This window comes from Thalassospira povalilytica (assembly GCF_002844235.1).
Taxonomy (GTDB): Bacteria; Pseudomonadota; Alphaproteobacteria; order Rhodospirillales; family Thalassospiraceae; genus Thalassospira; species Thalassospira povalilytica.
In genome coordinates this window covers 601,426-620,970 of record NZ_PGTS01000003.1, presented here as the reverse complement: position 1 = coordinate 620,970, position 19,545 = coordinate 601,426, and the positions used below count along the sequence as shown (strand labels likewise).

At 54.2% G+C, this 19,545-nt stretch carries 17 protein-coding genes; 9 read left to right on the top strand and 8 right to left on the bottom strand.

Annotation, left to right across the window (positions count from 1 at the left end; translation table 11 throughout):
• Positions 1–12 precede the first annotated feature (12 nt).
• Complete coding sequence (locus CU041_RS11315) at positions 13–1,626, bottom strand: tetratricopeptide repeat protein (RefSeq protein ID WP_101246970.1); 1,614 nt, start codon at positions 1,624–1,626, stop codon at positions 13–15.
• Positions 1,627–2,079: 453 nt separating this feature from the next.
• Between CU041_RS11315 and CU041_RS11310 the strand changes: the two genes are divergently transcribed.
• Positions 2,080–3,738 (top strand): methyl-accepting chemotaxis protein, encoded by a 1,659-nt coding sequence (locus CU041_RS11310; RefSeq protein ID WP_068517790.1) that lies wholly within the window; start codon positions 2,080–2,082, stop codon positions 3,736–3,738.
• Between the two features lie 69 nt (positions 3,739–3,807).
• Here the strand turns inward: CU041_RS11310 and CU041_RS11305 are convergent, their stop codons facing one another.
• From CU041_RS11305 to ubiE, 3 genes are read right to left on the bottom strand one after another with little or no spacing between them, the layout of a single operon-like run.
• The gene (locus tag CU041_RS11305) at positions 3,808–4,260 is read right to left on the bottom strand and encodes a GNAT family N-acetyltransferase (RefSeq protein ID WP_101246969.1); all 453 of its coding nucleotides are present in this window, start codon (positions 4,258–4,260) and stop codon (positions 3,808–3,810) included.
• Positions 4,261–4,290: 30 nt separating this feature from the next.
• Positions 4,291–5,853 (bottom strand): 2-polyprenylphenol 6-hydroxylase, encoded by a 1,563-nt coding sequence (ubiB, locus tag CU041_RS11300; protein ID WP_101247063.1) that lies wholly within the window; start codon positions 5,851–5,853, stop codon positions 4,291–4,293.
• A 13-nt stretch (positions 5,854–5,866) separates the two neighbouring features.
• Positions 5,867–6,640 (bottom strand): bifunctional demethylmenaquinone methyltransferase/2-methoxy-6-polyprenyl-1,4-benzoquinol methylase UbiE, encoded by a 774-nt coding sequence (ubiE, locus tag CU041_RS11295; RefSeq protein ID WP_068517793.1) that lies wholly within the window; start codon positions 6,638–6,640, stop codon positions 5,867–5,869.
• Positions 6,641–6,795: 155 nt separating this feature from the next.
• On the opposite strand from ubiE, the gene CU041_RS11290 reads away from it, so the two are divergent.
• From CU041_RS11290 to CU041_RS11280, 3 genes are all read left to right on the top strand, one after another.
• Positions 6,796–7,440 (top strand): phosphoribosylanthranilate isomerase, encoded by a 645-nt coding sequence (locus tag CU041_RS11290; RefSeq protein ID WP_101246968.1) that lies wholly within the window; start codon positions 6,796–6,798, stop codon positions 7,438–7,440.
• 117 nt (positions 7,441–7,557) lie between these two features.
• Positions 7,558–8,553: an ion transporter gene (locus tag CU041_RS11285; RefSeq protein WP_101246967.1), complete on the top strand. Its 996-nt coding sequence runs from the start codon at positions 7,558–7,560 to the stop codon at positions 8,551–8,553.
• A 228-nt stretch (positions 8,554–8,781) separates the two neighbouring features.
• The gene (locus tag CU041_RS11280; RefSeq protein ID WP_101246966.1) at positions 8,782–11,019 is read left to right on the top strand and encodes an anthranilate synthase component I; all 2,238 of its coding nucleotides are present in this window, start codon (positions 8,782–8,784) and stop codon (positions 11,017–11,019) included.
• A gap of 129 nt (positions 11,020–11,148) precedes the next feature.
• On the opposite strand, the gene CU041_RS11275 is transcribed toward CU041_RS11280, so the two are convergent.
• Positions 11,149–11,766, bottom strand: a complete 618-nt coding sequence (locus CU041_RS11275) for an RNA methyltransferase (protein WP_101247062.1) — start codon at positions 11,764–11,766, stop codon at positions 11,149–11,151.
• A 260-nt stretch (positions 11,767–12,026) separates the two neighbouring features.
• Here CU041_RS11275 and CU041_RS11270 point away from each other — a divergent pair, with 260 nt between their 5' ends.
• The 5 genes from CU041_RS11270 (at position 12,027) to CU041_RS11250 (ending at position 16,358) form a co-directional block, all read left to right on the top strand.
• Positions 12,027–12,224 (top strand): CsbD family protein, encoded by a 198-nt coding sequence (locus tag CU041_RS11270; RefSeq protein ID WP_101246965.1) that lies wholly within the window; start codon positions 12,027–12,029, stop codon positions 12,222–12,224.
• Complete coding sequence (locus CU041_RS20925) at positions 12,166–12,537, top strand: DUF1289 domain-containing protein (RefSeq protein WP_233433085.1); 372 nt, start codon at positions 12,166–12,168, stop codon at positions 12,535–12,537. The genes CU041_RS11270 and CU041_RS20925 overlap by 59 nt, the downstream gene beginning before the upstream one ends.
• A gap of 122 nt (positions 12,538–12,659) precedes the next feature.
• Entirely contained in the window at positions 12,660–13,433 is a 774-nt protein-coding gene (locus CU041_RS11260; RefSeq protein WP_101246963.1) for a HugZ family pyridoxamine 5'-phosphate oxidase, read from the top strand.
• 220 nt (positions 13,434–13,653) lie between these two features.
• Positions 13,654–15,279 (top strand): phosphoenolpyruvate carboxykinase, encoded by a 1,626-nt coding sequence (locus CU041_RS11255; protein ID WP_068517805.1) that lies wholly within the window; start codon positions 13,654–13,656, stop codon positions 15,277–15,279.
• Between the two features lie 206 nt (positions 15,280–15,485).
• Positions 15,486–16,358 (top strand): substrate-binding periplasmic protein, encoded by an 873-nt coding sequence (locus CU041_RS11250; protein WP_101246962.1) that lies wholly within the window; start codon positions 15,486–15,488, stop codon positions 16,356–16,358.
• 47 nt (positions 16,359–16,405) lie between these two features.
• On the opposite strand, the gene CU041_RS11245 is transcribed toward CU041_RS11250, so the two are convergent.
• The 3 genes from CU041_RS11245 to CU041_RS11235 are packed head-to-tail and all read right to left on the bottom strand — an operon-like array spanning position 16,406 to position 19,543.
• Positions 16,406–17,317 carry a flagellin gene (locus CU041_RS11245; protein ID WP_101246961.1) on the bottom strand — a complete coding sequence of 304 codons (912 nt, stop codon included), beginning with the start codon at positions 17,315–17,317 and terminating at the stop codon, positions 16,406–16,408.
• 11 nt (positions 17,318–17,328) lie between these two features.
• Complete coding sequence (gene flgK, locus CU041_RS11240; protein WP_101246960.1) at positions 17,329–19,050, bottom strand: flagellar hook-associated protein FlgK; 1,722 nt, start codon at positions 19,048–19,050, stop codon at positions 17,329–17,331.
• A 52-nt stretch (positions 19,051–19,102) separates the two neighbouring features.
• Positions 19,103–19,543 carry a hypothetical protein gene (locus tag CU041_RS11235; RefSeq protein WP_101246959.1) on the bottom strand — a complete coding sequence of 147 codons (441 nt, stop codon included), beginning with the start codon at positions 19,541–19,543 and terminating at the stop codon, positions 19,103–19,105.
• Positions 19,544–19,545 lie beyond the last annotated feature (2 nt).

Sequence of the window (19,545 nt, the reverse complement as noted above, 5' to 3'; positions counted from 1 at the left end):
AACTTATCACTTCTAATTTGCAGCTTCGTTTCTTTGACGTGCCTGCAGCAGCGTCAAAAAGTCGCCTGTCAGCTTTTTGACCGGTGCTGTCCAGTCGTTGGGGTCCTGTTGCCGATAGATCCGCATGGTCGGATACCATGGACTGTCGGCGCGATCGACCATCCACCGCCAGTCGGTTGTGAACAGTTGCAGCATCCAGACAGGAACGCCCAGCGCACCGGCAAGATGGGCTGGTGAACTGTCAATGGTGATCACCAGATCCATTGCCTGCATCAGGGCGGCACTGTCCCCGAAATCATGAATATGGTCGCCAAGGTCGGTCACAAAGGCCTGAAGACCGATCTTTTCGATGTCGCCGCGACGATCATCGATCTGGAAACTGTAAAAAGCGGCCCCTTTGGCCGACAGGATCGGCAACAGCATATCAAGCGGACATGACCGGTCACGGGGATTGAGTTTCCCGGCCCAGATCAATCCGACCTTAAGAACCGTACCCGGGGTCGGCGCCAGCCGGACCTGTTTGCCAGCCGGCGGCGAAAGATAAGGATCAGCCGATATCTTTTGCAGTTCCGCAGCCCCGATCCCCATCACATGGGGTAAGCTCAGAAGCGGGACATGCACATCGAATTCCGGTAACGGGCGGCCTTTTTCAATCAATGTCCCGACACCGGCCACAGTGCGCATGATCGGCATCAGTTCCTTGCGACATTCAAGAATGACGTGCCCCGCCTTTTTGGCGACCAGTGGCACAAACCGGGCAAACTGTATCATGTCGCCAAAGCCCTGCTCGGCGCGCAGCAAAATCCGTTTGCCCCGAAGATCGGATTTGCCATCCCATTCCGGTGCAGTATCAAGCGGACGAATCGGATTGTCCGCCAACTTGCGCCGGGTTTCATACCCGGCCCAGCCATCGGTATAATTGCCCAACGCCAGATGCGCCAACGCCTTGTCCCAGTTGGCATCGACATAATCGGGATCAATCGCAAGCGCGCGGTCGAAATATTCCAGCGCCTGCTCAAACCGGTTGAGATCACGATAGACAAGACCGGCATTGAACGTGTGCGACTTGATGCTGTCATCAAGTTCGATGGCCTTTTTATGCGCGACAATGGCCTCGTCAAAACGCATCATTTCACGCAGGCAATTTCCCATATTCGACCACAGTCCGGCATTGTCCGGACGCAGTTCCCCAGCCCGTCGATACGCCAGAAGGGCCGCTTCGAATTTCTTGCTGCGCCGTAGCGCAACACCAAGATTGTTCCACACGTCGGGCTGTTGCGGGTTTTGCCGCAAGGCGGCGCTGTAAAGACGGATCGCATCGTCAATCTGGCCGGCCTGATGGGCCGCCAGTCCACGCTGGAACAAATCATTGATCACACGGCGCCGCTGAATGGCGGCCGCGTTTTCGGCCCCACCATTGGTTCCCGTTGTCCCGGTGGCAGGTTTGGATTGGGTATCACCGCTCGGGGATGCATCGCGCGTGTCGGTATTGCCTTGGGCTTCCTGACTTTTCTGGGAAACAGCAGACTCATCTGCCGGATCTACCTTGACTGTCTTTTTGGTTGCTGACGATTTTGTGCCTTTTTTGGTCTGTCGCTTTTTCGCCGTTGTCGCAGATTTAGCCATCCTGATCCCCTTGTGCCCCGCATGTTTCCTGATCGGAGCAAACCCGTGCGCGATGACACGGACATCTGACTGCACGCCATGGCCCTATCGAGTCGGCGGCATATCTTCACATAAGCACATTAGTATATTTTACCAAAAATTACCTAACCAATAGCCGTATTTGTCGTTTCAATTCACAGAAACCGAATATTCGCCAAACCCGTCGTTTCTTGTTTCGGGAATGTGACTGTATGGGGTAGCCTCAATCGCAGGAAGAGAAGGTTTTACTCAACTTCTACGTCCCCACACGGTAAAGTGGATAAAATATAAAAACGCAGAATGATCCTGATTCCTTAAGATTCAGGAAAACAGTCTGCCAATACCTGTCAGGCTTCGTACCAGATCAATGGCGAACTGCGCGACAGTATATCTAGGGAAGCGACTTAAAGCCTTTGAAGGAGTGGGAGACCATAAATGGCTGAACCAAAAAGATCCGGTGCTTCTGTCGGACGAAAAGTTATCTTCGTTATCGTCGCACTTCTGGTCGTGGGCTTTGGCTCCATGATGACCATTCAGACTGTTTCGCAGCACGAAGCCATGCTCGAAATCATGTATAATGAATCGGTCGAAAAAACCGAAATGCTGTCGACTGCAGTCCAGCCAGGTTTCATTGCGATGGATGGCGCGTCCGTCGAAAAAGAATTTCGCAAAATCACTGACAAGGAAGGTTCACAGCTTGCCAGCCTGATCGCGGCCAATCCCGGTGGTGACGCCATTGGCACCTATCAGTCAGAAACCCTGCGCCAACATGATCTTCCTGCCTTGGTCGAGCCCTATCTTGAACAGATCGAAAACAAGGAAGTCGTCAGCTTCATTTCCGAAGACGCGGTCATTGTCGCAGCCCCCATCACCAAATATTCCAAACGCCGTGATGAAGACCAGTATCGCGGTATGCTGGTGACAGCCTGGTCTCTTGATCGGGTAAATGCCGAAGTCAAACAGGCGGTCATCATTCAGGTTGCCCTTGCTGCTGCGATCCTTGTGGTTCTTCTGGGCGCGACCTGGATTGTGTTGCGCAATCAAATCCTGACCCCGATGGTCAAGATCAATGGTGCGATGCGATCACTTGTTGATGGCGATCTTGATGTCGATGTTCCGGGCGTCGGGCGCAATGACGAAATCGGCGAAATGGCATCGTCTGTTGAAATCTTCAAGGAAAATGCCAAACGCGTTGCCCAACTGGATCGCGAACGCGAACAGGAACGCGAACGCGCCGAAGCCAAACGCCGCGAAGCCATGGTTGGCCTTGCCGGACGCTTTGAGCAAACCGTTATGGGCGTGGTTGATGGCGTATCGGGTGCATCCGGTGAAATGCAACAGGTCGCCCAGACAATGGTTGCCGCAGTCCAGCAGAACGAAGCTGGTTCCCAGGCTGTGGTCGCGGCCGTCGAGCAGGCCAATCACAGTGTGGAAACCGTCGCCAGTGCCGCCGAAGAACTGGCCGTTTCGATCCGCGACATCAGTGCGCGCGTCAATGAAACATCCAATATCACCGCCAATGCCAGCACCGAGGCCGTTCGCGTTAACGAAATGGTCCAGGGGCTTGATGTTTCGGCCCAGAAGGTCGGCGAAGTGGTTCAGATCATTCAGGCCATCGCAGAACAGACCAACCTTCTGGCCCTGAACGCCACGATCGAGGCCGCCCGTGCCGGTGACGCCGGCAAGGGCTTTGCCGTGGTCGCCAACGAGGTCAAAAACCTTGCCAATCAGACCGCACGTGCGACCGAAGATATCTCTGCACAGATTTCCGGTATTCAGGGATCAACCCAGGAAGCTGTCGGTGCGATCGAAGGCATCACCAGCATCATCGCCAATCTGAATGAAATCGCCACCGAGGTCGCAGCCGCGGTCGAGGAACAGGGCCAAGCTACGACGGAGATTTCCAACTCGGTCCAGCAGGCTGTTCAAAGTACGCAGGAAGTGACCAATCACATCCATGAAATGCGTGAAGCCGCCCGCCAGACCGGCGAGGCCGCCCATCAGGTACTTGGTGCATCTGACAAACTTAACAGCCAATCGGGCACATTGCGCGGTGAAGTCGGCAACTTCCTTGACGAAGTCCGTGCAAGCTAGACCATCTGCCACTGACCAAAAAAACGCCGCCCGGCAATCCGTGGCGGCGTTTTCTTTTACCGGATTTCTTCAGCGCAGCGGATCGCGCTTTTGGGCATTCTCATCAACGCGCATCATCATCAGATCATCCAGATCCTCGTAACCGTGCTGACGGTAAAGCGGTTGCATATCATCTGTCGCCAGCACCCATCTTTTCACCCGGCGAAGTTCGGGATGCGTGTGCAAGGCGTCAAGCATCCGGGCGGCAATCCCGCGCCTGCGAAAGTCGGGATCAACAAACACGTCAGCGACATAGGCAATGGCAATCTGATCACTGACCACCCGCGCAAAGCCGACTTGCCGGCCGTCGCAAAAGGCCCCGACCGGAAATGACATTTCGACAGACCGGTCAAATTCGCCACGGGTCCGCCCACCCGACCAATAGGATGACGCGATAAAGCCATAACAATAGGCAAGATCAATGCGCGCGCGATCCGTACTGATTTCGACTTTGATGTCGGCTCGATCATTATCGTCGGTCATAAGGACAAGCTCCCGGAATGACAGGTGCGGCTATTTCAGATAGACCGCAACCCCCAGCGCAATGATCGCCACCCACAGAACAAGTGTCTGGCGCAAAATGCCCGTCGACTTGCTTTGGCCATTACCCGATTTTCCGCGCATGGCCGCCACCGTTTCAGGATGCAGTCGCAACCCCTGATCGGTCAGAACCGAGGATGCCTTTTCCGCGGCTTCAAGCACGCGGGGCAAACGTCGCAACATTGATCCTGCCTGAAGGGCTGCTTCCTTGACCTTGGCTTCCGGACCAAGGTTTTCACGCATCCAGTCTTCGATCAGCGGACGCGACAGTTCCCACATATTTTCATTCGGGCTGAGGATACGTGAAAGTCCCTCGGCTACGATCATGGTTTTCTGAAGCATCAGAAGCTGCGGCTGGGTTTCCATCCCGAACTGTTCGGTAATCTGGAACAACTGGCCCAACAAACGACCCACCGAAATATCGGCCAGTTCCTTGCCCAGGATCGGCTCGCCGATTGACCGGCATGCCTGCTGGAACGTTTCAAGCGACTGGTTGCGCGGAACATAGCCCGCTTCGAAATGAACCTCGGCCACGCGATGGTAATCGCGCGTCAGGAAGCCCAGAAGCATTTCCGCCAGATACAGACGTGTCTGTTTATCAACACGTCCCATGATGCCGAAATCAACAATGCTGACCCGACCGGTTTCATCGACAAACAGGTTGCCCGGATGCATGTCGGCATGGAAAAACCCGTCGCGGAAAACCTGCTGGAAAAATGCGCCCGCCGCCTTGGCCAGAAGGGCTGAACGATCAATTCCCATGCGATCAAGGGCCTCGACATTGTCGATACGCACGCCTTTGACCCGTTCCATGGTCATCACATGTTCGGCCGTCCGTTCCCAATCGATCTGGGGAATGTAATAGGTCGGATCATCTTCGAAATTATCGCGGAATTCCGATGCCGCGGCCGCCTCAAAACGCAAATCCATTTCAAGATGGACACTGTCTTCAAGCGCCTTGACGGTTTCAACCGGTTTCAGGCGACGCAAACGCGGCTGGGTCAATTCGACAATTTCGGCAACCCAGTAAAACAGATCAAGATCACGGGCAAACCGCACCTTGATATCCGGACGCAGTACCTTGACCGCGACTTCGCGACCATCTGTTGTGGTGGCAAAATGAACCTGCGCGATTGATGCCGCGGCAACCGGCGTTTCATCGAACTCGGCAAACAGAACATCAAACGGTTCGGCCAGCTGTTCGGTAATGATCCGTTTTGCAACTTTGGCCGAAAAAGGCGGCAAGCGGTCCTGAAGCGATGACAGATCGGCAGCAACATCATCACCAATCAGATCGGATCGCGTCGCAAGTGTTTGCCCAAGCTTGATGAATGCCGGTCCAAGCTCTTCGAGTGCGCGCGCCAGACGCCGCCCCGGCGGCAACCCGGACCGCCCGGAAAACGGGGCTGTCAGACGGGCAAAAAATGCCAGGATTTTTCCACCCGGCACAAGAGCCAGCGGGAACAGGGCATCATGACGTGCCAGGGTCCGCGCCATGGCAAGCAGGCGAAAGCTGTTTCGGACAAACCGGATCATGCGCCAAGCACCCTCAAACCCGCCAACCGGAATGAATGGCGGCAATCCCGCCCGACAGGTTGCGGTATTTCACCCGCTCGAACCCGGCCGCACGGATCATCGACGCAAAGGTTTCCTGATCCGGGAATTTGCGAATGCTTTCGGCCAGATATTGATACGCTTCGCGGTTCCCCGCGATAAAGCGACCAATTTCAGGCAAAAGCTTGAACGAATAGGTATCGTAAAGCTTGTCGAAGCCCGGCACGACGACCTTGGAAAATTCAAGGCACTGGAACTTTCCGCCGGGCCGCAAAACACGGAACGCCTCGGAAAGAGCTTCTTCGATGCGGGTAACGTTGCGGATGCCAAACGCAATGGTATAGGCATCAACCGAGTGATCGGGCAGCGGCAGTTTCTGCGCATCGCCAACGGTCCAGTTGATGTTTTTCAAAATCCCGTGGTCAGCCGCCCGGTCGCGTCCGACATGTAGCATTTCATAGTTGATGTCGCATACCGTGACCGAACCACCGCCATTTTTCAAAAAGCGGAATGCGATATCCCCCGTGCCACCTGCAACGTCCAGAAGCTTCATGTTCGGGCGCGGCTTAAGCTCGTTGATGAACGTGTCTTTCCACAGACGGTGGATACCGCCGCTCATCAGATCGTTCATCAAATCATATTTGGACGCGACAGTGTCGAAAACCTCGCGCACCATGGATGCCTTCTGGCTTTCAGGAACATCCCGAAACCCGAAGTGGGTTGTGTTTTCGCCGTTTTCGCCCGCGGCAGGGTCTGTATGCTTGCTCATGGTCGGGAAAATAGCGCAGCAATGATTATCCTGCCAGTGGAAAGCCATCGGAAATCGCAAATATCCTGTCGATATGATGCAGTTTCTGCTAAGTGACTCAGACGCACCAATTATTTGCCGTGCGAATTAGAGTGACGACAAGACAGGATACCCCGATGAGCTGCATGGTCAAAATCTGTGGAATCAACAGCGAAGATGCCCTTATCGCGGCCATGAGTGCCGGGGCAGATGCATTGGGATATGTGTTCTTTCCACCAAGCCCGCGCCACATATCGCTCAAGGGTGCCAAAACCCTGACCGAACGGGTCCCCAACAGCATCCTGAAAGTCGGCCTGTTCGTCGAAGCCGGTGACGAGGCACTTGAAAATGCGATCACGGCCGGAAGCCTTGATGTCATTCAGCTCCATGGCAAGGAAAGCCCTGAACGCGTCGCCGCGGTCAAGGAACGTTTCGGTCTCAAGGTGATGAAAGCCATTTCGGTAAGCACCGCCGATGACATCGAAAATGCCAAATCCAACTATGACGGCGTTGCCGATTTCCTGCTGTTTGATGCCAAACCACCCAAGGACAGCATTCTGCCCGGTGGCAATGCCGTATCTTTTGACTGGACGTTGCTGACCGGTCAGAACTTCAAAAGTGACTGGATGCTTGCCGGTGGTCTTGATCCCAATAATGTCGCCGAAGCCGTCGAGATATCCGGTGCGCCATGGGTAGACGTCTCATCAGGTGTCGAAAAATCCAAGGGTGTAAAAGACGCCCGGAAAATCGCCGATTTTGTTCGCGCGGCAAAAGGCTATTGATCACCGAATTGAGCAGGGCCGGAAAATAAGGCCCTGATAATTTAACCATTTCTGAAGCGATTGGCGCAAAACTCACCGGGCAATCAATACTCTATTGCCGGATCGGGCTTGCGCGACATGACAGCGACTCTTCGTTCAAAGACACATAAATTGCTCCATGGTGTTGAACGCCATTCGCGCCTTTCCCTGTTCGTTCACCTGGTTCTGGCCAGTGCGATTGTCATCAATGTCGTGTCGGTGATTTTTGACTCGGTCCACGAACTGGCCGAAAGATACTATCTGCAATTCGCCATCATCGAGATCGTTTGCACCCTGATCTTCACCGTCGAATATGCATTGCGGGTCTGGTCCGCCCCCGATGACGAACGTTTCAGCGGCCGCCCGTGGGCACGCCTGCGCTATATGTTCACGCCGATGGCGCTGATTGATCTTCTGGCGATCCTGCCGATCCTTCTGTGGTTCTTTACATCCGTCGATTTGCGATTTGTGCGGATCATCCGGTTGCTGCGTTTGCTGAAATTCACCCGCTATTCCACCGGGCTGGAATTGATGTTGCTGGTGTTTCGACAGCAATTGGGCATTTTTGGTGCCGCCAGCGCCGCACTGGCCTGTATGCTGGTATTCAGTGCCGGTGCGATCTATGTCGCCGAACACGAAGCCCAGCCGGATGCATTTGGCAACCTGCTTAAGGCATTGTATTGGAGCGTCATTACCCTTGCCACGGTCGGCTATGGCGACGTTGTGCCAATCACACCGTTTGGCAAATTCCTGGCCAGTGTCATTTCCCTGACAGGGATCGGGATTGTTGCGGTTCCGGCCGGTATTCTGGCATCGGCCTTCAATGCGGAATTGCGACGTCGCGAAAATGAATACCGTCATCAGGCCACCCGTCAGCTGATGGGCAAACGTCTGACAGAACGGGTTCGCCACAAACTGAAATCCCATCAGGAAGAACTCGGGATCAGTGACGAACAGGCCCAATCTGTTCTTGATGACATCCGCGACGTTCACCGCAATGAAAGTGACGAGATTCTTACCTGTCCGCATTGCCATCAGCCCCTGCACATGGAACTCAAAGAGGCAGAAGGCAACAGCTCGACGCAAAAGCCTTGACGCCGGGAAATTTTGCGCACATGGTTTGAGCCATGAAAACACATGGCATGAACCCGATCCGTATTTCCAATCGTTGGTGGTGGCTCGCTTAAGCGGGCGGCCAATACACATGCCCTGAACATACCGGCCGCCTCATTCTTGCAGGCGGCTTTGTGTTTTTCAGACTTCCCTTTTTCCTGATCATCACATGGCTCCTGCGGCACTAGGCCCCAAAAGGAGTATCTGAACGTGACGACCCCAATTCAGGAAACCGGCATTTCCGACGATCAGGCCGAATACCGATATACCACCGATGGCGGTGTTTCGGTCATTCGTCGCATGACCACCATTGGCTATGAAAACGCCACCGAAGGCCTGATTGACGCCCTTGATCAGACCAAGGGGGTGCTTCTGTCTTCAAGCTATGAATTCCCGGGTCGCTATTCACGGTGGGATATGGGGTTTGATGCGCCGCCACTTGAAATTGTCGGGCGGGAACGCGGTTTCGCGGTAAGGGCCTTGAATGACCGCGGTCGGGTCCTGCTGGATGTGATTTCCGACATTCTGGGAAGCCATCCGCATGTCGACAGCATCACCGATGGTGAAGATGGCCTTTATGGCGTGGTCAAAAAGCCCGCTTCCTGGTTTGCCGAGGAAGAACGCAGTCAGCAACCAAGTCTGTTTTCGGTCGTCCGCGCGCTGCGCGATCTGTTTGGTCACAAGGGCGATGAACGCCTGGGGCTTTATGGCGCGTTCGGCTATGACATCGCGCTTCATTTCGAACAGATCAACCTGACACAGGACCGCCCGTCCGATCACAAGGACATCCACCTGTTCCTGCCCGACCGTTTGATCACGGTCGATCATGCGTCAAAAATCGCCACCCGGATCGAATACGAATTCATCACCCCTGACGGGCACAGCACGGCCGGCCTGCCCCGCAATTCCCAGCCCCATCCGCCATCGCGCGGCAACAATGCCGTTGTCGAAAATGACATGAAAACCGGCGAATATGCCGCCATCGTCGATGAAACCAAGCCCCGCTTTGCCCGTGGCGAACTGTTCGAAGTTGTCCCCAGCCGCGTTTTCAGAACCCCTTGTGCCACCGCACCTTCGGAAATTTTCCGCCGTCTTAAACGCCGCAATCCGGCCCCTTATGGCTTCCTGATCAATCTTGGTGACGGGGAACATCTTATTGGTGCATCACCCGAAATGTATGTCCGGGTCAAAGGGCAGCGTATTGAAACCTGTCCGATTTCGGGCACGATTGCCCGTGGTCGCGATGCGATTGAAGATGCCGAAAACATTCGCACATTGCTTAATTCGACCAAGGATGAGTCGGAACTGACGATGTGCACCGATGTTGATCGCAATGACAAGGCCCGCGTTTGCAAACCCGGAAGCATCCGCATTCTTGGTCGCCGCCAGATCGAAATGTATTCACGCCTGATCCACACGGTCGATCATGTCGAAGGCCGCCTGCGTGACGGGTTTGATGCGCTTGATGCCTTTCTGACCCATTGCTGGGCTGTCACTGTGACGGGTGCCCCCAAACGTGCAGCCATGCAACATATCGAAGCCGTCGAACGCAGTGCGCGCGCATGGTATGGCGGGGCGATTGGTGCGGTTCTGTGTAATGGTGATCTCAATACCGGGTTGACCTTGCGCACTGTGCGCCTGAAACAGGGTGTCGCCGAAGTCCGCGCCGGTGCCACCTTGCTCTATGATAGTGAATCAGACGCCGAAGAAGCCGAAACCGTCCTTAAGGCATCGGCAATGATTGATGCCGTTACCCGCGATGCCAAGGATGAAGTCACCATCGACCCGGCAAGCTCGGGCATTGGCAAACGCGTTCTTTTGATCGATCACGAAGACAGCTTCGTGCAAAACCTTGCCAGCTATATCCGCGCAACCGGTGCCGAAACACTGACACTTCGTCCCGGCTTCCCGGACGAGGCATTTGATGATTTCAAACCCGATCTTGTCTTCCTGTCGCCGGGTCCCGGCCGTCCAGATGATTACCATCTGCGCGACAGCATCGAACGCGCCCTTGCGGCCGGCTTGCCAGTCTTTGGTGTATGTCTTGGATTGCAGGGAATTGTCGAATTTTTCGGCGGGTCACTTGGTCAACTTGTCACACCGATGCATGGCAAACCGTCAAAGGTGAAACTCGATACCACCGATCCGCTGTTTGACGGATTGCCCGAAGACATTGTTGTTGGCCGGTATCATTCCCTGTTTGCCAAGGCGGCTGAACTACCTGCGGACCTGAAGGTGACGGCGCGAAGTGACGATGGCGTGATCATGGGCATTCGTCACAGCAGCCTTCCGATCAGTGCCGTACAATTCCATCCGGAAAGCCTTCTGACCCTTCAGGGCGATGTCGGAATGCGGATGATTGCCAACCTGTTGCGCAATCCGCATGGCACCCGCCCCGGCGAAGAAGAAACGTCGGACACCATGACTTCGGATATCAAGGCAGCTTGATTCCTGCACCCGATCTGCGCTGTGTCAATCCCCCCCTTAAGACACAATCGCGCAGATCACAAAGCGCAACGGCCGTGCTCCTCCCTCGCGGCCGTTGCTTTTTTATCTGTATGTCTGACTGTCTTTGGATCAGGCGTCATCATCATCAAGTGTGCCGTCAATCACCGAATAATCGGGTGGTGGTGCCTGACGGAATTTTTCCGGGTCCCCTTTGCGCTTGTCACGGGTCCGCGAAATCCAGCCACCATAATGGGCTTCGGGTTTCGGTTCGGTCGGCGCACCGGCACGCACCGGACGCGGCGCAAACCGGCCCAGACTGATCAGGCGGTCATACATCACGATATTTGCCGCAATCGCGACATTCACACAGAAGCTCATCGGGATCTTGATGATGAAATCGCATTTTTCCTGCATTTCATCGGACAGGTTGCCGCGTTCCGGCCCCAGGATATAGGCCGCCTGTGACGGATGCTTGAAGCTTGGCAGTTCGATCGCATCGGCGGTCAGTTCAATGCCGACCATCCGGCACCCTTGCGGCAGGAACAGGTTGTCATGATCCGGGAAATGGTAATAGGGCATCTGTTCGCCCGACTTTGATGTATCGGTGATGTTTGAACGTTCCTCGCGGAAGTCCGCATCAACCGTAAACGCAAAGCTTGCGCCAAAGGCATGGGCGGAACGAAACAGGGTGCCCACATTCAAAGGCTTGCTTGCCCCTTCAATTCCAATCCCGAAATAGCCGCGCATATCTTCCTCCGTGCCGCACGTCACGCCGTATTCGGGCCGGTGCGAAATCAACTCCATGACAAGACAAGGGGTCCATACCCCACCGGGGCTATACCCCCATGCGCCCGATAAGGCAAGCAAACCGCCCGATAAACCCGTCAATCGCCCGCGCTGTTTTCACCCGCCTTGCGGTTTTATGGAACAACACGCCCACAATTTCGTTCTTAAAGTCATACGGCATTTGCCACTATTACGAGCAACCCCGAAAGCAGGAGAACCCGATGAATTGGGATCAAATTGCTGGTCGCTGGAAACAGGTACGCGGTCACGTCAAACGCGAATGGGGCCGCCTGACCGAAGATGATGTCGACCGCGTTGATGGACAGCGTGAAAAACTGGTGGGCCTTATTCAGGAGGCCTATGGCATTGAACGTGAAGAAGCCGATCGTCAGATCCGCAACTGGTTCTCGCGCCTTTAAACCGGTCTTAAGCCACACAGATTTATTCGCCCGCATGGATCGCTTCAGGCTTGATCCTTGCGGGCGAAACTGTTTTCTATGGGATCAATCATTAACGATCCCACCCAGGAATTTCATGCCCGTCAAATCCCCCTGTATCGGTATTTGCGTCCTTGATGCCAAAGCTGGTTATTGCACCGGTTGCTTTCGCACCGGTGACGAGATCGGCGCATGGATGGGGCTGAGCGACGGCGAAAAAAAACGTGTCCTTGCCAAATCAAAGACACGGAAAAAGTCACATCAAAACATCCGCCAAAAACAGACAGACTCCTGATTAAAACCACAGCCTGCTTTTAATGTGTCCTTGGACGTTCGGGTGCCCCTGCCATGTACGCGAAGACGGAAATCTGCGATAATTTCACATCCGTTTCATGCGCCGTGACAAGGTAGATTTCCATGTCCCAGATCACACCACCGCCACCACCATCAGCCAGTGCATTGCGCCAGCTTTGCCGCATTGCTGATCAGGCGACATTGGCGACAATTGCCCACGATCATAAACAGGTCACTGACGGCTGGCCCGTGACCTCGATGGTTGTCCCGGTCATTGATATTGACGGAACGCCATTGCTGCTGATTTCCGATCTTGCCGATCACACGCGTCATATCCGCGCGGATAACCGGGTCTCACTGTTATTTTCGCCCGCCCCACTTGCGCAATCGCAGCACCAGCAGACCGGCGCGATCCAGACAGACAGCGCGCGGCTGACACTTTTTGGCAAAGCTGTTGCTGATCCCGATCCCCATACCCGTGCGCGCTATTTGCGCGAACAGCCCGATGCCGGGCAGTATGCCGACTTTGCCGATTTCGCCTTTTACCGGATCGCGGTCGATGCAATTTATTGGGTCGGAGGATTTGGCAAACAGCGTCGCCTCAAAGGCGATCAGTTCATCGTTCCCGATTGTCATCCGCTCGTCACCGGTCATGACGGCATTGTCAGCCACATGAATGCTGACCATCTTGATGCCATTGCCGACATTGTTGCCCATTTCACGTCCCACGATCCCGCAGTCGGCTGGAAAATGCATTCGATTGATTGTGACGGCATGGTTCTGGACTGTCACAAACCCGAACAGCCACCGATCAGAATCGACTTCGCACGCCCCATCCATTCACCGGGCGAAGCGCGCGATATTTTGGTCGAAATGTGCAAAAAATCGCGCGCATAAGTCGGACCATTTGTATTCCGAAAATTTATTGCTTCGACCCTGAACATGGAATTTTCGCAAACGCAAAAGTCGCTACGTTTTCCTAGGTATTAGGCAAAAGGACCGGTTGCTTTTAAGACACCTTTGTAACAATATGTCTCAACACAACGATTTCCCACAAATTGTTGTGTAAATTAGGATATTAACCCCCAGCTCTTTTAATTCCCACCAGGAGAGATTCGTGCTGCAATCAGGACCCGTTGTCAGCCGTGTAGGCCTTGAAACTCATGGCCTCAAAAACCTTGGCGCCGTTCACTGGAACCTCGACGCTGCCGGCCTTTACGAACATGCGATCCGTCGCAATGAAGGCAAAATCGCCAAGGGTGGTGCATTTGTCGCACTGACCGGCGAACATACCGGCCGTTCCCCACAGGACCGTTTCGTTGTCGAAGAAGAAAGCACCAAGGCAGATATCGATTGGGGCGATGTAAACCGCCCGGTCAGCCCAGAAGTATTTGAGCGCCTCTATCAGAAAGTGCGCGCATATTTCCAGGGCACCGAACTGTTCGTCCAGGATTGCTATGCCGGTTCTGATCCGCGTTTCCGTCTTCCGGTTCGTGTGATCAACGAAAATGCGTGGCACAACCTTTTTGCGCGCAACATGTTCATCCAGCCGCAGAAAGAAGAACTTCGCGATTTCGCACCGGAATTCACCATCCTTCATGCTCCGGGCCTTCAGGCTGATCCAGAAGTCGATGGCACCCGTTCCGAAGTTTTCGTGATGGTCAGCTTCGAACGCAAAATGGTCATCATCGGCGGCACCTGGTATGCCGGCGAAATGAAGAAATCGATTTTCTCGGTTCTCAACCACATCCTTCCGGCCAAAGGCGTCATGCCGATGCATTGCTCGGCCAACATGGGCAAAGACGGCGACACCGCGATCTTCTTTGGCCTGTCGGGCACCGGCAAAACCACGCTTTCTGCGGATGCGTCGCGCACCCTGATCGGTGACGACGAACATGGCTGGGGCGAAGACGGCGTCTTCAACTTCGAAGGCGGTTGCTATGCAAAGGTGATCAAGCTTTCGCGTGAAGCGGAACCGGAAATCTTTGCCACCACCGAGCGTTTCGGTACCGTTCTTGAAAACGTTGTGATGAACAAGCAATCGCGCGAGCTTGACCTCGACGATGCCCGTCACACCGAAAATACCCGTTCTTCCTATCCGATCGAATTCATTCCGAATGCCTCGGAAACCGGTCGTGGTGGTCATCCGAAAAACATCATCATGCTGACCTGTGATGCATTTGGCGTTCTGCCGCCGATCGCAAAACTGACCTCGGCACAGGCGATGTATCACTTCCTGTCAGGTTACACCGCCAAGGTTGCCGGCACCGAAAAAGGTGTCAAGGAACCGACCGCGGCGTTTTCCGCATGCTTTGGCGCACCGTTCATGCCGCGCCATCCGTCCGTTTATGCCAAGCTGCTTGGTGAACTGATGGAAAAACACGAAGCCAATTGCTGGCTGGTCAATACCGGCTGGTCCGGTGGCGGCTATGGCGTTGGTTCGCGCATGAAGATCGGTTACACCCGTGGTCTTCTGAATGCGGCCCTGAATGGCGAATTGGAAAATGCCGAATTTGCGACCGATCCGTATTTCGGTCTGGCATATCCGACCGCATGTGGCGATATCCCGGCAGAAGTTCTGAACCCGCGTGAAAGCTGGAGCGACAAGGCAGCCTACGACAAGGCCGCTGCCAACCTGACCGGTCTGTTCGAAAAGAACTTTGCGAAGTTCGAAGAACATGTCACCGACGATGTCCGCGAAGCCGCAATCCGCAGCAGCGCAGAAGTCAAAGCAGCCGAATAATCCGCTGTCGACATATTGCAAAAAGGCCGGTCTTTGCACCGGCCTTTTTCATTTCCGTGCCGATCTGCCATGTTGATTTCCAGATTGATTTGACCTGCCTGATCTAACGCAATTCCTGCCGACAAGAGAAATAATACATTGCGCCCAAAGCGTGATATCATCTTGAACTTGTTTAAGAATGGCAGATCTTTGAAACCGGAACCTACATGCGCATAGCAGCATATTTTCCCAAGAATTTACGTCACCGGATCACTGATTGTGCCACCGGCAAGGACCGGCTTAAAAATTGGATCAATGCGGTCATCGCGCTTTTTGCCGTGACCCTGATATCGATCAGCACCATTGCATCTGCGCAAAACACGCTAATCCCCCCGGCAGGCAACCACGAAACCATCACCCTTGCCTGCAATCCGTTTCCGCCGGCCAAAATCGCCGACAAGGCAACCGAACCCGGCTATGACGTTGAAATTCTTCGGGCCGCGTTTGCCACACGCAACATCACGTTGCTGACGCCATTTTACCCGTGGAAACGCGCCTATTTCCTTGCCAGAACGGGGCAGGTCGACGGCCTGTGTTCCTGCAGCTACCTGCCGGAACGCGAAGCGGACTTTCTGTTTTCCGATATCCTTGGCCATGTACGCGTTGCCATTTATTCCACCCGTGACGAGGTTCTTGGGTCTGTTGAAACCCTTGCCGATGCGCGCGACATGACCGTCGGGGTGGTGAACGGCTATAACCTGGAAACGGCGGCACGCAAGGCCGGCCTTGATATCATCATGGCCAACAGCGAAACCACACTGGTCAATCTTTTGCTGTCCAAGCGACTGGACGCCGCCCTGTCATTTCGGGCCCCAATGGATTATGTGCTCAATGTCGGTAAAAGTGGTGCGACAGATATCGACAAAATCAAAAGCAAAATCCTGTCAAACGATCCGTATTATTCCTGCATCTCGCGTACAACCGAACATGCCAGTCTGCTTTTGGCCCAACTTAACGTCGGGCTTTCCACCATTCGCAAAAATGGCCTGTATGACAAAATCCTCGCGAAATACGGGATATTGTCCGAAGCATCGCAGTAAAATCGACATTTGATCCGGAATTCCGTGCAAGAATCCGAAATCCCCAATTAACGCAAATATTCGAACAACGACATGTCGCTGATCTGTGCTGTGATCGAATAGGATGCTTCTAGCTGGATCGAAAGCGTTTCAAGCGTCACAACAGCTTCGGCCAGATCAACATCGGCCAGATTGGAAACCGTTCCCTCGGCCGCCAGTTGAAAATCGGTATGCATATCGACCACCGCTTCAAGCTGGTCCTGGGTGTAGGACACCTGATTTTGCAGTTCTGACAAACCGGCTGCTGCCGATTCAATCAGTTCCATCGCCTCGGTCAGGGCGGCTTCATCCACCGGATCGGTGCTGGCATTCGCCGCAAGGTTCAAGGCCCGCAATGCCTGTTCGAACGCATCTTCCTGTGCGGTAATCCCGTATTCGATTGTCGTGCCGTCCGCGACCTTGGCCGATGCAATATCACTGTTACCGGAATAATAGCTCAGATCTGTGGTCGACGGGCTGGTGATCACCGCATAATCGGCGGTATCAACCGAAACCGGTGCCGTATCGGATGCCGACCCGGCATAGATATAACGACCTTCATATTGGGTGTTCAAAAGCGACGCAAATGTCTCAAGTGCGGCACCAGCAGACTCATTGATACCGTATGCTTTGTCTGTCCCGGTACTTAATGCACCCGACAAATCCGACGTCATTTCAGTCAAAAGATCGACCATGTCATTTAACGTCGAATAATAGACTTCAACACGTGTCTGGATTTCTTCGGCAATGTCGGCATAGGCTGCGGCCTCGGAAATTTCCGCACTCAGGGTCGCAATAACATAGGCATTATCCGCAACCCCGGCATAGGAATCCGATTTGACCCCCGAACTGGATTGTTCGGTGGCCTCGGCCAGTTGCGACTGTACCGATCGGATCTGGCTTAGCATATTCTGTTGCATTGCGGCTGTGGAAACGCGCATTTTCTGATCCCTTAACTGACCGCCTCAAGCAATGTGTCCATAAGCGACTGGGTAATTTCCAAAATCGCCGCGGCGGCCTCATATGCACTTTGAAGATTGCTAAGTGTCAGTGCCTCTTCATCGGTGTTGACGCCGTACTGGTTGGAAAAACTTTCCACCAGCTCCTCATAGGCACTGCTCGCAACACTGGCCTCGGTCTCGGCACTTGAGGCCTGTTGGGCGACATCTGACAGGATTTCAGCCGCATAATCTGACAATGTTGTTTTGGTCGAGCCAAGATTACCTGCGGCGTCAAAACTGACATTCTCGTCAAAAAGGTCGGCCAGTGCTTCGGCAACATCGGAACTGCCCGATGAAATGACACTGTCACCGACTACCAGTGTCGCATCGTCCGATCCCGACCCCACCGGCAGCCTGCTGGTATCGTCAAGCCAGGCCGAATTGACCGAAATATTGCCTGCATCGGTTCCGGTGAACATGTCGTTCAGTCCGAAATAATCCGAAAATCCCTGATCTTCGGCACCGACACTGGCATCCATATTGATAATCGAAACACCATAATCATCATCCGATGCCGCGATCTCAAGGGTCCCGTCACTGCCGACCGACGCATCCAGATAGGTCGAACTGTTGATCGCATCGACCAGATCCTGAACCGTTGTGATTGTGCTCAGATCAATCTCGATGACTTCAACGGCATTGCCGTCCTCGTCGGTTGCCGCCAGGCGTACCGTACCGGTTCCCGAAAACGCATCGGTCAGATCAACCTCTTCTGATCCGACCAGTTCGCTTGGCGCGGGATATGCTGTGCCAAGATTGGTAACCGCGTTGATGCTGTCCATCAATGTGGTCGCAAGATTATCAAGCTCTTCCTGGATGTCAGGAAGCGTTTCATCACGCAACTCGATCAGACCGCCCAGACTGCCGCCTGAAATGCTGTCGGTGATCGAATTGCCATTTACCGTGATGTCGGCAAATGTCGTGTCCGAGGTCACGGTTCCGACTGCGTTATAGGACAGCTCCTGAACCTGACTGCCAACCACGAGCGTCCCGCCGATATAGATCTGGGTCGTGTTTGATGAGTCGGTGTAGTAGCTGATATCGACCAGTTCCGATAGCTCGTTGATGGCCTGCGCGCGGGCATCTTCGAGTTCGCTGGTGGTCAGCGTGGTGCCGTCGGTTCCGCTGAGCTGATTGTTATAGGCATGAATTTCATTCAACAGATCATTGATCTGATCGACAGTGTCTTCAATCGACTGGTCGGCACTCGCACGCTGATCCTGAACGGACTGTGAAAGGTTGTTCAGTTCGTCTGCGATTGCGTTGGCTTCGCTGAGCGTGGTTGATTTCTCGGACTGGCTGTCGGCACTGACGGCCAATGCCGCAATTGCGGTTTCAAGATCGGCAATCAGGGTCGAAATCGACCCGTCATCGCCGACATCCCCGAACTGGCTCGCCACGATATTAAGCGGATCTGAAAAAACCGATGCATAGCCGCTTTCAGATGCCGCTTCGCTGATCGATTTCAAAAGGTAACTGTCCACGGTCGATCCGACCGATGTCACTGTGACACCCGTCGATGCGCCGGTCGTCACACTGCTGGAAAGGCTCAGTGACTTGGCTGTGTATCCTTCGACCGACGCATTGGCGATATTTTCCGAAGACACACTGATCCCAGCCTGACTGGTTTGCAGGGCACTAAGCGCGGCTGATTGTGCGGCACGGATCGACATGGCTGTGACCTATCGGGTCTGATCGGTTGATAAAAAGATCGAAAATGGTGACTTACATTTTCATGCTGAAGATTTTCTGGGTTGCCTTGCCCTGCAGGTCCCCCTGCTGGTCATAGGATGTTGCCCCCTCTCCGGCCGTCGCCGCCCAGCCCGCACGAATGCGTTTCAGGCACGCTTCGCGCTTTGCCTTAAGGCGGATATTATTGCGATTGAGCTTCTCGCGAAGGACTTTGACCATTTCAAAATCAACGATCACCCCGGCATACGGCTGGCCTGCCTTGGCGGTGCGCTGGTTGGCAAGTTCGCTGTGCAATTCTTCTTCAAGAAGGGTCTTTTCGGCCGTGATATCAGGCAAAAGATTATATTGCGCCTGATCAAGGATCCGCCATTCCACATCCAGAAGATCGCCAAGGCGGGTCATAATACTGGTGATCTTGTCATTATCCTTTGGCATCGACAGATCGCCAGCCGGGTTTGCGTTAAGTACGGTCATCT

What these genes read in the sequence shown, in the direction of transcription:
- CU041_RS11315 (WP_101246970.1), bottom strand. Translation starts at nt 1,626, where the DNA reads ATGGCTAAATCTGCGACAACGGCGAAAAAGCGACAGACCAAAAAAGGC.
- CU041_RS11310 (WP_068517790.1), top strand. Translation starts at nt 2,080, where the DNA reads ATGGCTGAACCAAAAAGATCCGGTGCTTCTGTCGGACGAAAAGTTATC.
- CU041_RS11305 (WP_101246969.1), bottom strand. Translation starts at nt 4,260, where the DNA reads ATGACCGACGATAATGATCGAGCCGACATCAAAGTCGAAATCAGTACG.
- ubiB (WP_101247063.1), bottom strand. Translation starts at nt 5,853, where the DNA reads ATGATCCGGTTTGTCCGAAACAGCTTTCGCCTGCTTGCCATGGCGCGG.
- ubiE (WP_068517793.1), bottom strand. Translation starts at nt 6,640, where the DNA reads ATGAGCAAGCATACAGACCCTGCCGCGGGCGAAAACGGCGAAAACACA.
- CU041_RS11290 (WP_101246968.1), top strand. Translation starts at nt 6,796, where the DNA reads ATGAGCTGCATGGTCAAAATCTGTGGAATCAACAGCGAAGATGCCCTT.
- CU041_RS11285 (WP_101246967.1), top strand. Translation starts at nt 7,558, where the DNA reads ATGACAGCGACTCTTCGTTCAAAGACACATAAATTGCTCCATGGTGTT.
- CU041_RS11275 (WP_101247062.1), bottom strand. Translation starts at nt 11,766, where the DNA reads ATGCGCGGCTATTTCGGGATTGGAATTGAAGGGGCAAGCAAGCCTTTG.
- CU041_RS11270 (WP_101246965.1), top strand. Translation starts at nt 12,027, where the DNA reads ATGAATTGGGATCAAATTGCTGGTCGCTGGAAACAGGTACGCGGTCAC.
- CU041_RS20925 (WP_233433085.1), top strand. Translation starts at nt 12,166, where the DNA reads ATGGCATTGAACGTGAAGAAGCCGATCGTCAGATCCGCAACTGGTTCT.
- CU041_RS11260 (WP_101246963.1), top strand. Translation starts at nt 12,660, where the DNA reads ATGTCCCAGATCACACCACCGCCACCACCATCAGCCAGTGCATTGCGC.
- CU041_RS11250 (WP_101246962.1), top strand. Translation starts at nt 15,486, where the DNA reads ATGCGCATAGCAGCATATTTTCCCAAGAATTTACGTCACCGGATCACT.
- CU041_RS11245 (WP_101246961.1), bottom strand. Translation starts at nt 17,317, where the DNA reads ATGCGCGTTTCCACAGCCGCAATGCAACAGAATATGCTAAGCCAGATC.
- flgK (WP_101246960.1), bottom strand. Translation starts at nt 19,050, where the DNA reads ATGTCGATCCGTGCCGCACAATCAGCCGCGCTTAGTGCCCTGCAAACC.
- CU041_RS11235 (WP_101246959.1), bottom strand. Translation starts at nt 19,543, where the DNA reads ATGACCGTACTTAACGCAAACCCGGCTGGCGATCTGTCGATGCCAAAG.